Raw genomic sequence first — 13346 nt, 5'->3', positions numbered from 1 at the left:
CTCGCGCGTCAGGCGCCACGTCGCGGCCTCCGCCCGGCGCCGATCCACGCCGCTGCCGAAGATGCAGCGGCGCCATCATCCGCCTGGCTGCCCGCACCCGCCGGTTCCGCCGGCGAGTCCGCCTCATCCGGCGATGTGGGCCAGCAGCCTGTCCAGCGGGCGCGGCACGCGATCGAGATCGAGGGCCGCGACGAGCCGGGCGGAATAGCGGATCTTGCGGCCGCTGCCTGCCCCCATGAACCGGCGCAGCTGGTCGTGAGTGGCCCGCCCGCGCCACGCGGGTTGCTTCTGGAGCGACCGGAACGAGCCGAGCTCGCCCTCTGCGTCGATGACTTCCTCGACCATGGCGGTGCCGAGGGCGCGGATCAGCTCGTCCTCCAGGTCGGCGACGCACACGAAGAACCCGAGCGCCTCCAGATCGCTTCTGCTGAGGTTGGATCCGAGCCCTGCGCGCTCGAGGCTCCTCCGGTAGTCGCCTTCCTCCCCGACGTCAACCAGACCGGCCAGGCGGAGATCGCGACCGGCGGGGCCGAACTTGCCGACATACGTCCCGATGTTCGTGGCGCCACCCATCGCCACCAGGGAGATGCCTTCGGCCGCCAGGTTCCGGCCATGGCGCTCGGCCAGCGCTTCGACGGCCGACTTGTCGCTGACGCCCTCGACCAGGACCACGGTTCGCGTATCGATCACCAGCCCAGCCTCGCACCGGAACCTGGAGAGGTTCATCCCCTTTTTACGGGACGGAGCAGCTGCTCAGTCGAGGACCGCGGTGGCTTCGATCTCTACCAGGTGGTCCGGGATGTCCAGTGCCGCAACACCCAGCAGCGTGGCCGGTGGAGTCGGAGTGACCCCCAGCTTCGCGGCCGCCCGGGAGATGCCCTCCAGGAGCGCGGGCATCTTGTCGGGGGTCCAGTCGACGACGTGGACGTTCAGTTTCGCCACGTCGTCGAAGGAACCGCCCACCTCGGCCAGGGCGGTGGCGATGTTGAGGTAGCACTGCTCGACCTGCGCGGCGAGGTCGCCTTCGCCGACCGTGGTCCCGTCGGCGTCCCAGGCGACCTGTCCGGCGATGAAGACGAGCTTCGTCCCCGATGCGATCGACACCTGCCGGTAGACGTCGATCTTGGGCAATCCGTTGGGGTTCACGAGGGTGATGGCCATGCTGCCTGCCTCCTTGTCCGGACATCCGGCGAACCGAGACGCCGGTGGTCTCTTGCAGTTACTCAGAAACCATAAGAGAGTGTGCCCTGACATGGAAGAACGCACTTTTTGGTGACTGGGGAACCTGTTGGTGACCCAGCGGGTCAGTCTTCCTCGGGCCACTTCCCCTGGAGGTGCAGGCAGATCAGCGCGGCGTGGGAGAGCGGGGTGGCGGGATCGTCGACGTCGCCGTTGGTGGTGTAGTCGAGCAGGACGACCTCGCGGTCGGCCGCGAGCAGGCGCAGGCGCTCCACGAGATCGCCGGTCCTGTGCTCCAGGACCCAGCGGTAGGCCGGGAGGTAGATGCGGCGCCGCGCGGCCCGGTAGGGCAGCAGCCGGTCCCCGTGCAGGCCGTCGCGGTGGCCGCGCACCGGTCCGTGTTTGCGCACGGTGCGTTTGAGGCCGGTCATGGTGGTGATCGCGAGCTTGGCCGGGTCGACGTCGGCGGTCTCGAAGACTTTGAGCGCCTGCCAGATCCCCTCGACGCTCTGGCTGGTGACGCCCGGGGTCTGCGGCACGGGGATGCCGCCGTGCGGGTAGAACGGGCTCAGCCGCACCCACGGCTCGTCCGCTCTGGAGGTCACGTCGATGACCTCGGCCCCGGGGAAGGCCTTGGCGAGCGAGGCAGCCGAACGGCGGCGGCCGGCGACCTGGATCGGCATGGACGGCACCCCTTCACGAGAGCGGACGGGCTCCAGCTTGGCCTACGGGGGTGACATTTTCCGCGTTCGCCGAGGGGGGCGTTCGTAGGATGGAGTGCGTGCTCATCGTCATCGGCGGCCTGCCCGCGACAGGCAAGACGACGCTCGCCCGGCTCCTCGCCGCCCGCGTCGGCGGGGTACACGTGCGGATCGACACCATCGAGCAGGCGATCGTCCGCTCCGGTCTGGCCCGCCACCCCATCGGCCCCGCCGGATACGTCGTCGGTTACGCGCTGGCCGAGGAGCACCTGCGGCAGGGGCTGACGGTGATCGCGGAGTCGGTGAACCCGCTGGCCGTCACCCGCGACGCCTGGCGGGACGTGGGCGCGAAGGCGGGCGTTCCGGTGGCCGAGGTGGAGGTGGTCTGCTCCGATCCCGCCGAGCATCGGCACCGCGTCACTTCGCGCTCGATCGACATCCCCGGCCTGCGGCCGCCCGAGTGGCGGGAGGTCGTCGAGCGTGAGTACGAGCCGTGGGAGCGCGAACGCCTCCTCGTCGACACCGCCGGGCAGGCCCCTGAGGAGTCGCTGGACGTTCTCCTGCGGGGTCTCGAGCGCGTCGGGGGCTCCGGATCGTAGGGTCGGGCGCATGGGTGTCCGCGTGCTGTGCCTGCGCCATGCCGAGTCCGAGAACGTCGTCACCCGGGTGTCCGGGGCGCTGCCGTCGGCGGAGCTGACCCCGAGGGGGCGGGCACAGGCGGCGGAGACGGCCGAGCGCCTGGTGGGCGAGGGTGTCATCCGCATTTACGCCAGTACGGCGGTGCGCGCCCGGCAGACGGCCGGGATCATCGCGCGGGCGCTGGGTGTGCGGGAGGTGGTGGCGCTGGAGGAGCTCGTGGAGTTCGGGATCGGGCGGTTGGAGGGTACCGCCGACCCGGCGGTCCGGGCGCGTACCGCCGAGGTGCTGCGTTCCTGGGTCGTGGAGGGGCGCTTGGACGAGGCGGTGGCGGACGGCGAGACCGGACACGCCGTCGTGACCCGGATGGCCGCCGCCTTCGCCTCCATCGCAGCCACCCACCCGGCCCAGACGGCCGCCCGTGACGGCGGGACGGTCGCGCTGGTCGGGCATGTGGGCAGCCTCACCGCCGGGCTCAGCGTGCTGTGCCACGGGCTGGGTGAGCGGGTCTGGGGGACGCCGCTCCCGCACGCGGTGCCGTTCCCGGTCGAATGGGACGGCCGGTCCTGGCGGTGCGCGTCGTGGCCGGCTCTGCGACAAGATCGATGAGTGACCTACCTCGCCCAGGGCGCCCGCGTCGGCCTCCGCCGCATCGACCACGGTGACCGTACGGAATTCCTGACTCTCAACCGGGACAGCGCCGACCTGCTCGCCCGCTGGATGCCCGGCGCCCCCATCACCACCGACGAGGCCTTCGACGGGTACCTGGCGCGCTTCGACGACCCGGCGAACGAAGGGTTCGTGATCTGCCGGGTCGACACCGGCGCGATCGTCGGCCGGGCCAACCTGAACAACATCATCCGCGGCACCCGCCAGGACGGCACCCTGGGATACTGCGCCTACTCCGCCACGACCGGCCGCGGCTACATGACCGAGGGGCTGCGGCTGCTCGTCCGGTACGCGTTCGGCGAGCTGGACCTGCACCGCGTCGAAGCCAACATCCAGCCGTCCAACACCCCCTCCCTGAACCTGATCAAGCGGGTCGGCTTCCGGCGAGAGGGATACTCGCCGGACTTCCAGTTCATCGACGGGGCGTGGCGGGACCACGAGCGATGGGCCGTCACGGCCGGTACGGGCCCGGGTGGCGCATAGCCCAGATCGTGCCGGCCCAGGCTGATGTTCTGCCAGACGTACCGGAATCTGGCCCGCCGCGGCGTCCGCCCGAACAGCCGCGCCCGCTGCCCCTCGAACACCTCCGCCCCAAGGTCGTCCACGCACCCGATGCTAGATCACCGGTCAGGTGCTGGCGCGGACGGCCAGCAGCGGGGTGAGGAGGGTGGAGTCGGGCACCACGCGGCCTTCGAGCTTGTCCATGACGAGGCGGACCGCCTCCCTGCCCACCTCTTCGGCCGGGATCAGCACGGAGGACAGCGGCGGGCTGGCCCGCTCGGCCACGTCGTCGGGGCAGATCGCCATCACCGCCACGTCGTGCGGCACCCGCCGGCCGAGCTGCCGCAGCGCCGCCAGCACATGGCCGACCGCCGCCTCGTTGTGCACGACCAGCCCGGACAGGCCGGGGCGGTCGAGGAGCAGGCCGCGTACGGTCTCGTACACCTCGTCGAACGTCTCCTCGCACGGCAGCGCGACGCCCAGCAGACCGTGGGCGGCCACGGCCTCCACGAACCCCTCGCGCGTCCGCCGGGCGAACCCGGTCCCCCGCTCGTACACCACCGTGGGCGCCCCGAGCAGCGCGATCTCCTCGTGGCCGCGTTCGGCCAGGTGGTCCACGCACCGCGCGCCCGCGGCGGCGAAGTCGAGGTCGACGCACGTCAGCCCGGCGGGCTCGGCGGGGAAGCCGATGAGGACGCTGGGCTCGGCCAGCTCGCGCAGCAGCGGCACCCTGCGGTCGTCCAGCTCGACGTCCATGAGCACCAGCGCGTCCACCAGCGCGCTCGCGGCCACCCGCCGGATGCCCTCGGTGCCCTCGTCGGCGGTCAGCAGCAGCACGTCGTGGTCGAACCGGCGCGCGGCCGTCACCACGGCGCTGGCGAAGCGCATCAGGACGGGCACGTGCATGCCCGCCCGCAGCGGCAGCACCAGCGCGATCACGTTGGAGCGCTTGCTCGCCAGGGCGCGGGCGCCGGCGTTGGGGTGGTAGCCGAGCGCGCTGATGCTGTCGAGCACCCGGCGCCTGGTGTCGGCCGAGATCGTCCGCTTGCCGCTGAGCACGTAGGAGACCGTGCTGACGGCCACGCCCGCGTGCTTGGCGACCTGGGCGATCGTGACCGTGCGCCCGCTCAAGCCCCGGCTCCGAAGTCGAGCCGGGCCAGCGTCACGCCGTCGTTCTCGAACACGGCGTAAAGGTCGTGCACGCCGTCCGCGGGCGCCAGCGAGGCCGTGACGGCGTGGTAGGCGTAGCGGCCGGTCCTGGGGACGGGGAAGGTGGCGAGGGCCTCCCCGTAGAGGGGGTCGCCGCGGCGCAGGGTGATCATGCCGCCCTCCACGCTGCCCGCCGTCGCCACGCACGTCGTGGCCCCGCTGAGGTCGACCTGCCGGAAGAGGATCCAGGCGCCCTCCGCGTCGGACCTGACGGCGTCGCCGTCCACCTTGGTCTCGTCCACGAACGTGATCGCGTCGTACTCGTCGTGCGCCGCCGCGTGCAGCAGCCCCGACTGGGGCGGCACGGTCTCGCCGTCCACCTCGAAGCGGGCGCTCAGGCGCAGGTCGGTGGCGCTGCGGCCGACCATGAGCTGGTGCGGCGCGCTCTCCACGACGAACCTGCTCCTGGTCACGTCCCAGAACGCCAGCTCCGACACGGGCAGGGTCAGGCTGACGGCGCGGCTCTCGCCGGGCGCCAGGCGGACCTTCTCGAAGCCGCGCAGGCGGCGCAGCGGCTGCTTGACGCGGGAGCGCTGCTGGTGGGTGTAGAACTGGACGACCTCCACGCCGGGCCGCGGGCCGGTGTTCGTCACGGTGACGCGGGCCCGCACCAGGTCGCCGTCCCGCTGTACGCGCAGGTCGGCGTACTCGAACGTGGTGTAGCTCAGGCCGTGGCCGAACGGGTGGAGCGGGACGCCGCGGAAGTACAGGTAGGTGGCGTCGGAGGCGATGATGTCGTAGTCGAGCAGGTCGGGCAGCTCCTGCTCGGAGCGGTACCACGTCTGGGTGAGGCGGCCCTCCGGGTCGGCGTCGCCGAAGAGCACCTCGGCCAGGGCGTGGCCGTACTCCTGGCCGCCGTGGGCCGACCACAGCACGGCCGGGACCTCGTCGTCGGTCCAGGTGAGCGGGTAGCCGCTGGTGATGACCATGACGGTACGGGGGTTCGCCTCGCGGACGGCCCGCACCACGGCGTCCTGCCCGGGGGCCAGGGCCAGCGTCATGCGGTCCTCGGTCTCGCGGCCGTTCACGAGGGGGTGGTCGCCGACCACGACGACCGCCACGTCGGCCGCGGCGGCCAGGCGGGCGGCCTGGTCGGTGCCGCTCCTGACCACGTCCATGGCCAGCCAGACCGCCTGGTCGGCGTCGTCGACCAGGCGCAGCACGCCGTCGTCGGCGGCGCCGACGTAGCAGCCGGTCGAGATGTGGCGCAGGGCGAGCGTGCCGCGCGGCCGTTCCTCCATCCGGAACGTCTGGCGCACCTCCCACCCGTTGGGTCCCGGCTGGTCGTTCACCAGCGTGACGCCGTCCACCGACACGAACCGGCCGGTCGTCACGGCCCGCAGCGCGTAGGCCCCGCCGCCCCAGTCGAACAGGTCGAACAGGCCCGCCCCGGAGCCGGGGTCCACGCTCAGCGGCCCGCCCGCGGGATCGGCGGCCACCGGCCCGGCCTCGGCGGTCAGCGTCACCCGGTCCACGGCCTCGCAGAACACCGTCTCGCACCGCTCGCCCAGCCCCTGGCGGGCGGTGACGGCGTACGGGAGGGTGCCGCTGTACCAGTCCTCCAGGAGCGCGTCGCCGAGCTGGCCGATCACCGCGACCTTGGTCACGCCGTCGAGCGGCAGCAGCCCGTCGTTCTTCAGCAGCACGAACGAGCGCCGCGCCGCCTCCCTGGCCAGCGCCTGGTGTTCGGGGCAGTTGACCACGTTGTCGCTGATGTCGTCGTACGGCGTCGCCGGGTCGAACTCCCCCAGCCGGAACCTGATCGACAACGCGTGCCGCACGGCCTGGTCCACGTCCTCCTCGGCCAGCAGCCCCTGGGAGAGGGCGTCGCGCACGTGGCCGAGCGTGGCCTCGGAGCGGTCGTCGTCCTGGGTGAAGCTGTCGAGCCCCGCCTTGATCGCGTGCGCGTACGCCTCGGGCAGCGTGTCGTGGTAGCCCTGGAGCGCGGTGAGGTTGCCCGGCGCGTACGCGTCGCTGACCACCAGCAGGTCGTCGGGCGCCCACGCCCGCAGCGCCTCGCCGATCAGCGGGCTGAGGTGCGCGGGGCGGCCGTTGACCAGGTTGTACGACGGCATGACCGCCACCGCCACGCCCGCCTCGATGGGGGGCCGGAAGGAGGGCAGCTCGTACTCGCGCAGCACCCGCGGCGGCAGGTTGCTGGAGGTCGTGCAGCGGTCGGTCTCGTTGTTGTAGGCCAGGAAGTGCTTGAGCGTGGGGGCCGTCTTGAGGACTTCGGGAGCGCTCCCACGCAGTCCGCGCGCATAAGCCGTGGCCATCACGCCGGTCAGCCACGGATCCTCGGAGTAACCCTCCTCGTTGCGCCCCCAGCGGGGGTCGCGCAGCGGGTTGACCACCGGGGCCCACACGTTGCGCCCCGCGCCCGCCGGGTCCTTGTGGTGGAAGGCCAGCACCTCGTCGCTGGTGGCCTCGCCCACCCGGCGTACGAGGTCGGGATCCCACGTCGAGGCCAGCCCCACGGCCTGCGGGAACACGGTCGCCGGTCCCAGCCAGGCCAGCCCGTGCAGCGCCTCGGTGCCGGTGCGGAACGCGCCGAGGCCCAGCCGCTCGACCGGCGCCTGGTACTGGTGCAGCAGTCCCACCTTCTCCTCAAGGGTGAGCCGGCGCACCAGGTCGTCGATCCGGTCGGAAATCGGGATCGCTGGGTCGCGGAAGGGTTCTTGCATGGTCATCCCTCTGAGAGTGTCGAAGCGCTTCGACGACCGGCCTGGGGAAGTTACACGGACATTTCGGTGGGTTGACTGAAGAGTGCACTCCCCGGTGGGCAAGGTCAAGGGACTCGGGGCAATCTCCCCGAATCTATGGAGTCGAGCACCCTCGCGGCACCGCCCAGCGCGGCCGCGTCGTGGCCCAGCGTCGAGGCGACGACCTGGCAACCGCCCGACCCGGAGGCGATCACGCGGTCGTCCATCTCCTCCTGGACGGCGGGCAGCAGCCACGGCGCCAGCGGGACGTAGTAGCCGCCGAGGATCACCACCTCGGGATTGAGCAGGTTCGCCAGGATCGACACGCCCTTGCCCAGGCTCCGGCCCACCGACTCCAGCGTGGCCAGGGTGGCCGGGTCGCCGGCGCGGGCCAGGCGTACGGACTCCTCGATCTCCATCTGGATCTCGGCGGGAGAGGGGTCCTTGCCCAGCACGGCGCCGATCCCGGCCATGACCTCCAGGCAGCCGCGCCGCCCGCAGTGGCACTCGGGACCGTCGGGATCGAGCTGGACGTGGCCGATCTCGCCGCTGTAGCCGAGGCGGCCGCGGCGCAGCCGCCCGTCGAGGATGATGCCCGCGCCGACGCCGATCTCGCCGGTGAGGTAGACGAGGTCGGAGGCCCCCGCGTGCGCGCCGAAGCGCTGCTCGGCCAGGGCGGCGAGGTTGGCGTCGTTGTCGACCTGGATCGGGAAGCCGGGATCGCGCAGCGCCTTGGTCAGGTCTGCGCCGAGGTCGGCGTCGCGCCAGCCGAGGTTGGGCGCGATGCGTACGGCGCCCTGCACGTCGACCAGCCCCGGCACGGCCACGGCCAGGCCCAGGACCTGGCGCTCCTCCTTGGCCATGCGGTTGACCACCCGCCGGATGATCGCGCCGACGCCCGCGACCCCCTGGTTGACGGACTCGCCGCCGCCGAACGAGCGCCGCCACGTCAGCAGCCGCTCCCCCGCCAGGTCGGTGGCCACGGCGGACACGTAGTCGACGTTGATCTCGACCCCGATGGCGGCGTACGGCGAGCCGTCCAGCACCAGCATCGTGGCCGGCCGCCCGACCCGGTTTTCGGTCAGCCCCGTCTCACGGACCAGCCGCCGGTCGATGAGGTCCGCGACGAGGCTGGAGACCGTCGCCTTGTTGAGCCCGGTGGAGGCCGCGATGTCGGCCCGCGAGCAGGGCGCGTGCTCCCGGACGAACCGCAGCACGACCGCGAGGTTGGTGGCCCGTACGTCGGCGAAGTCGGCCGGCTGAGGGCCGGTCGTAGAAGTGATCAAAATCAGCCCCGTTCCCGCCAAGAGATGACCCCAGCATGCCGCATCCCGGGCTCCCTTCACCAACAGGAGTCGGTGCCGCGAACCTTCTCATCGGCACCAACCTGTGACGTCGCGATCCCTTGTGGCCACGGTCACAGTCTACTAATTTGTTTGGTCGCAATACCAACTAATTTTAACGAGGTCATCCCCACTTGGAGAAGGGAGCGGGCCATGGCAACCTACACGTCCCGCCGCGGATTCCTCGGCCTGGTCGGTGCGAGCGTCCTGGTGGCCGGCTGCGCCGAGAAGAAGCAGCTGTCCAAGGGTACGGCCGTGGCGGCCGACAAGCTCAAGAGCCTGGTGCCCACGCGGATCCCGTTCGAGATCCCCGGGCTCAAACCCGATCTGCCCGGCGCCGAGTTCGTCTCGCCCGGCTTCCTGACCCGCCCGGCCACCATGGTGCAGGCCGTCACCACCAAGCCGCTGACCAGCGGCAAGGAAGTGACCGCGATGACTCCGCTGTGGGGCACGGTGCCGCCCGGACTGGGCAGCAACTCCTACTACGACTACGTCAACGACCGGCTCGGCGGCGTCGTGCGCTTCAACATCTCCGACGGCAACACCTACGGGCAGAAGCTCAGCACCCTGCTGGCCAGCGGTGACGTGCCCGACATGCTCATGGTGCCGAACTGGGAGCTCATCAAGATCGCCCACTTCACCGAGGCCGCCAACAAGCTCTTCGCCGACCTGTCCCCCTTCCTGGCCGGGGACAAGGCCAAGGAGTTCCCGCTGCTGGCCAACTACGACACCGCGGCCTGGCAGTACGGCGTCTTCGGCGGCGTCCTGCAGGGCATCCCCTGGCAGAACGACCCGTTCCCGTTCGCCACCTTCGTCCGCCAGGACATCCTGAACGAGCTGGGCCTGCAGCAGCCCAAGAGCGGCGACGACCTGCTGGCGCTCGGCAAGGCCATCACCGACCCCAAGAAGAAGCGCTGGGCGTTCGGCGGCGGCATGGAGGAGGAGATGCAGCGGGCCTTCGGCGCTCCGCGCGAGTGGCGCAAGAAGAGCGACGGCACCCTCGAGTACAAGTACGAGACCGCCGAGTTCGCCGCCTCGATCGAGTTCATGACCAAGGTCTTCGAGGCCGGGTGGGTCCACCCCGACATCGCCGCCAACAAGGACGCCGACAACAAAGCCATCTTCGGCAGCGGCCAGATGATCATCTACCGGGACGGGCTCGGCGCCTGGCACGAGAACCTGGGCCGGTTCCAGCCCGACAACCCCAAGTTCGACATGCAGATCGTCGCCCCCTACCCGGCCAAGCCCGGCGGCAAGACCATCATGTGGCGCAACGAGCCCGCCAGCATGTTCGTCTTCATCAAGAAGGGCCTCGGCGACGCCCGCACCCGCGAGCTGCTCGCCCTGTCCAACTGGTGCTCGGCGCCGTTCGGCACCCAGGAGTACGAGCTGGTCTTCAACGGTGTCGAGGGCAAGCACTACAACGTCAAGGACGGCAAGATCGAGCAGACGGCGCTCGGGCGCAAGGAGGTCGCGCCCACGTACCTGTTCCTGTCGGGCCGGCCGAACGCCAACGAGAAGAGCCAGTACAAGGGCCTGGTCCAGGCGCTGTACGACTGGCAGACGCAGGCCTCGAAGATCCTGGACAACGACCCGTTCGTGGGGATCCGGGTGGAGACGCCCTCCAAGATGGCCGGGCTGGTCACGCCCACCGAGGACAAGATGCAGGAGATCTTCCGGGGCAAGCGGCCGGTGTCCGAGTGGCCGAAGATCGTCAAGGAGTGGCAGGAGCAGGGCGGGAACGAGGCGCGCGAGTTCTACATGAAGGTCGCGCGGGAGAACGGCAGGCTGTGACGTTGTCGGGTACCACAAGGGGCCTGTCATGGGCGTGACGACGGCCAGGCGGACGGCCCGGCGCCCCCTGAACGCCACGGCCAAGCCCCACGAACTGACCTGGCGGGCCAAGCTCCGGCGGGACTGGCCGCTGCTCGTGATGAACCTGCCGATGCTGCTGCTCGTCCTCGCCTTCTGGTGGATCCCCGCCCTGGGCAACGTCATCGCGTTCCAGGACTACAACCCGTACACCGACGGGATCGCCGGCTCCCCGATCATCGGCTTCACCAACTTCGCGCTGCTCTTCCAGGACCCTCAGTTCCTCCGGGCCATCGCGAACACCCTGTCCATCACGGCCTTCCAGCTCGTCTTCTACTTCCCCGTGCCGATCATGCTGGCGCTGCTGCTCAACAGCATCGTCTCGGCCAAGCTGCGGGCGTTCGTGCAGGGCGTGGTCTACATGCCGTTCTTCTTCTCCTGGGTGCTGGTCATCGCCATCTTCCAGCAGATGTTCGGCGGGGCGGGGCTGCTGGCCCAGATCCTGCGGGAGCGCGGCCACGAGGGCGTCGACTGGATGACGAACTCGGACACGTTCATCCTGCTGATCACGTCCCAGACCGTCTGGAAGGACGCCGGCTGGGGGGCGATCATCTTCCTCGCCGCCCTCAGCACCATCGACCCCAACCTGTACGAGGCCGCCGCCGTGGACGGGGCCCGGCGCTGGCGTCGCATGTGGCACATCACGCTGCCCGGGCTGCGTCCGGTGATCGTGCTCCTGCTGATCCTGCGGCTCGGGGACGCGCTGAACGTCGGGTTCGAGCAGTTCATGCTGCAGCGCAGCGCCGTCGGCAGCGAGGCGTCCGAAGTCTTCGACACGTTCGTGTACTGGTCGGGCCTGCGTACCGGGGACCTGGGGTACGGGGCGGCGGCCGGGCTGTTCAAGGGCCTGGTCGGGCTGCTGCTCATCGTGGCGGCCAACCGGGTCGCGCACGCGTTCGGCGAGCGAGGGGTGTATTCGCGATCATGACCGTACTCACCTCCCGCAAGCCCTCCCGGCTGGCGCCATGGGAGGAACGCCCCTCGCCGTTCGGCCAGCTCGGCAAGGGCACGCTGATCACGCTGATCGTCGTGGCGATCCTCGGCCCCCTCTACACCATCGTCCTGACCAGCCTCAGCTCGGCCGCCACGGTCAACCGCGCGGGCGGGCTGGTGCTGGTGCCGGAGGGGATCACGTTCGAGGCGTACGAGCAGATCTTCTCCGACACGGTCGTCAGCAGGGCCGTCCTGGTCAGCACGGGCGTCACGGTGGTCGGGACGCTCATCAGCGCCGGCGTGAGCATCCTGGGCGCGTACTCGCTGTCGCGCCCGGGCTCGTTCCTCCACCGCCCGCTGCTGTTCAGCGTGCTGCTGATGTTCGTCTTCTTCCCCGGCATCATCCCGGTCTACCTGATGGTCAGCGGCCTGGGCCTGAAGGACAGCTACTGGTCGCTGATCCTCCCGACGGCCGTCTCGGCGTTCAACGTGGTGGTGCTGCGCTCGTTCTTCATGAGCATCCCGGGAGAGGTCCTGGACAGCGCCCGCATCGACGGGGCGGGCGAGTTCCGCATCCTGTGGCGCATCGTCCTGCCCATGTCGAAGGCGGTCACGGCCGTGGTGGCGATGTTCTACGCGGTCGGCTACTGGAACGCCTGGTTCAACGCGATGCTCTACATCGACGACACCAGGAAGTGGCCGCTGGCGTTGATCCTGCGCCAGTACGTGGTGGACTCCAACCCCTTGCCCAGCGCCACGGCGGGCGTGACCGGCGACGCGCCGCCGACACTCGCCATCAAGATGGCCATCGTGGTCATCGCGGTGATCCCCGCCCTGATCATCTACCCCTTCGTCCAACGCCACTTCACCAAGGGCGTGATCGTCGGCGCCATCAAGGGCTGACCACCCTGCCCTCCCACAAGGTGGGCGCCGCGCACCTCCGGACCCCAGCCGGCGCCCACCGCACCCGCCCGTTGCCCGGTTACCGGCTTGGCCTGCCGGAGCCCGCCCCGAGCGGCCCCTTCAAGATGGCGGGTGCCGGGGCGCGCTGCGTCCCGGCGCGGTCATACTGCGTTTCGTGACCCTTGAAGAGGTACGTGTCCGCCACCGCACTGGGCAATGGTGCCCCGGTGTCCGGACCGGCGACAACATCGTGGCCTACGACGTCGAGATCCTTCCCCCGTGGCGGGTTCCCGGCCGGCCCACGACCGACCGCTGCTTCGTGATCGCCGACGAAGGGATACAGATCCGAAGGCCGGTCACCTTCGTCGACGCGCTCGAAGGCGGTTGGTACATCGACCTGGTCGAGCTGGCGGAAGCGGGCCCGAAGCGGCTGGTGGTCCACGACCTCTACGTGGACATCGTCGTGCCCCCGGTCAGCCGGCGCTACGAAGTCCTGGACCTCGACGAGCTTGCTGACGCGCTGCAGGACGGCGCCATCGATGCCGCCACCGCGGTCAGGGTCCTGCGCAATGCTCAGCGCTTCATCGACAAGCACCTGCGCGACCTGAGCCAGGACCCGCCGAGCTCGTGGCCGGACTTCCCGCCGGCAGCCGTCCTGGAGCTGGCTGAGCTGCCGCCCTTCGGGAGCTGACGGAGGA

General features: G+C 70.5%; 13 protein-coding genes. 7 read left to right on the top strand and 6 right to left on the bottom strand.

Translation table 11 applies throughout. The annotated features are described in order from the left end of the window. Positions 1-123 precede the first annotated feature (123 nt). From HD596_RS19985 to HD596_RS19975, 3 genes are all read right to left on the bottom strand, one after another. The gene (locus HD596_RS19985; RefSeq protein ID WP_313044617.1) at positions 124-672 is read right to left on the bottom strand and encodes a TOPRIM nucleotidyl transferase/hydrolase domain-containing protein; all 549 of its coding nucleotides are present in this window, start codon (positions 670-672) and stop codon (positions 124-126) included. An 81-nt stretch (positions 673-753) separates the two neighbouring features. Beyond that, entirely contained in the window at positions 754-1161 is a 408-nt protein-coding gene (locus HD596_RS19980; protein ID WP_185070873.1) for a RidA family protein, read from the bottom strand. A gap of 143 nt (positions 1162-1304) precedes the next feature. Further along, complete coding sequence (locus tag HD596_RS19975; RefSeq protein WP_185070872.1) at positions 1305-1862, bottom strand: DUF6939 family protein; 558 nt, start codon at positions 1860-1862, stop codon at positions 1305-1307. A 98-nt stretch (positions 1863-1960) separates the two neighbouring features. Between HD596_RS19975 and HD596_RS19970 the strand changes: the two genes are divergently transcribed. From HD596_RS19970 to HD596_RS19960, 3 genes are read left to right on the top strand one after another with little or no spacing between them, the layout of a single operon-like run. Next, entirely contained in the window at positions 1961-2479 is a 519-nt protein-coding gene (locus HD596_RS19970) for a P-loop nucleotide/nucleoside kinase family protein (protein WP_185070871.1), read from the top strand. A gap of 10 nt (positions 2480-2489) precedes the next feature. After that, positions 2490-3125: a histidine phosphatase family protein gene (locus HD596_RS19965; RefSeq protein ID WP_221519405.1), complete on the top strand. Its 636-nt coding sequence runs from the start codon at positions 2490-2492 to the stop codon at positions 3123-3125. Next, complete coding sequence (locus HD596_RS19960; protein WP_185070870.1) at positions 3126-3668, top strand: GNAT family N-acetyltransferase; 543 nt, start codon at positions 3126-3128, stop codon at positions 3666-3668. Between the two features lie 144 nt (positions 3669-3812). Here HD596_RS19960 and HD596_RS19955 read toward each other — a convergent pair whose 3' ends face one another. From HD596_RS19955 to HD596_RS19945, 3 genes are all read right to left on the bottom strand, one after another. Then, positions 3813-4817 (bottom strand): LacI family DNA-binding transcriptional regulator, encoded by a 1005-nt coding sequence (locus HD596_RS19955; protein ID WP_185070869.1) that lies wholly within the window; start codon positions 4815-4817, stop codon positions 3813-3815. Next, positions 4814-7579: a glycoside hydrolase family 3 protein gene (locus HD596_RS19950; RefSeq protein WP_185078574.1), complete on the bottom strand. Its 2766-nt coding sequence runs from the start codon at positions 7577-7579 to the stop codon at positions 4814-4816. The genes HD596_RS19955 and HD596_RS19950 overlap by 4 nt, the downstream gene beginning before the upstream one ends. Before the next feature lie 104 nt (positions 7580-7683). Beyond that, positions 7684-8883, bottom strand: coding sequence for an ROK family transcriptional regulator (locus HD596_RS19945; protein WP_185070868.1), 1200 nt, complete (start codon positions 8881-8883; stop codon positions 7684-7686). Between the two features lie 210 nt (positions 8884-9093). On the opposite strand from HD596_RS19945, the gene HD596_RS19940 reads away from it, so the two are divergent. From HD596_RS19940 to HD596_RS63790, 4 genes are all read left to right on the top strand, one after another. After that, entirely contained in the window at positions 9094-10734 is a 1641-nt protein-coding gene (locus HD596_RS19940) for an extracellular solute-binding protein (RefSeq protein WP_185070867.1), read from the top strand. Between the two features lie 28 nt (positions 10735-10762). Beyond that, the gene (locus tag HD596_RS19935) at positions 10763-11740 is read left to right on the top strand and encodes an ABC transporter permease (RefSeq protein ID WP_185070866.1); all 978 of its coding nucleotides are present in this window, start codon (positions 10763-10765) and stop codon (positions 11738-11740) included. After that, positions 11737-12648: a carbohydrate ABC transporter permease gene (locus HD596_RS19930; protein ID WP_185070865.1), complete on the top strand. Its 912-nt coding sequence runs from the start codon at positions 11737-11739 to the stop codon at positions 12646-12648. Before HD596_RS19935 ends, HD596_RS19930 begins: the two co-directional genes overlap by 4 nt. 175 nt (positions 12649-12823) lie before the next feature. Continuing rightward, positions 12824-13339, top strand: coding sequence for a DUF402 domain-containing protein (locus HD596_RS63790; RefSeq protein WP_185070864.1), 516 nt, complete (start codon positions 12824-12826; stop codon positions 13337-13339). The last annotated feature ends 7 nt before the right edge of the window (positions 13340-13346 follow it).

It is taken from the genome of Nonomuraea jabiensis (assembly GCF_014204795.1).
Classification (GTDB): Bacteria; Actinomycetota; Actinomycetes; order Streptosporangiales; family Streptosporangiaceae; genus Nonomuraea; species Nonomuraea jabiensis.
This window is presented reverse-complemented; position numbering and strand designations above follow the sequence as displayed.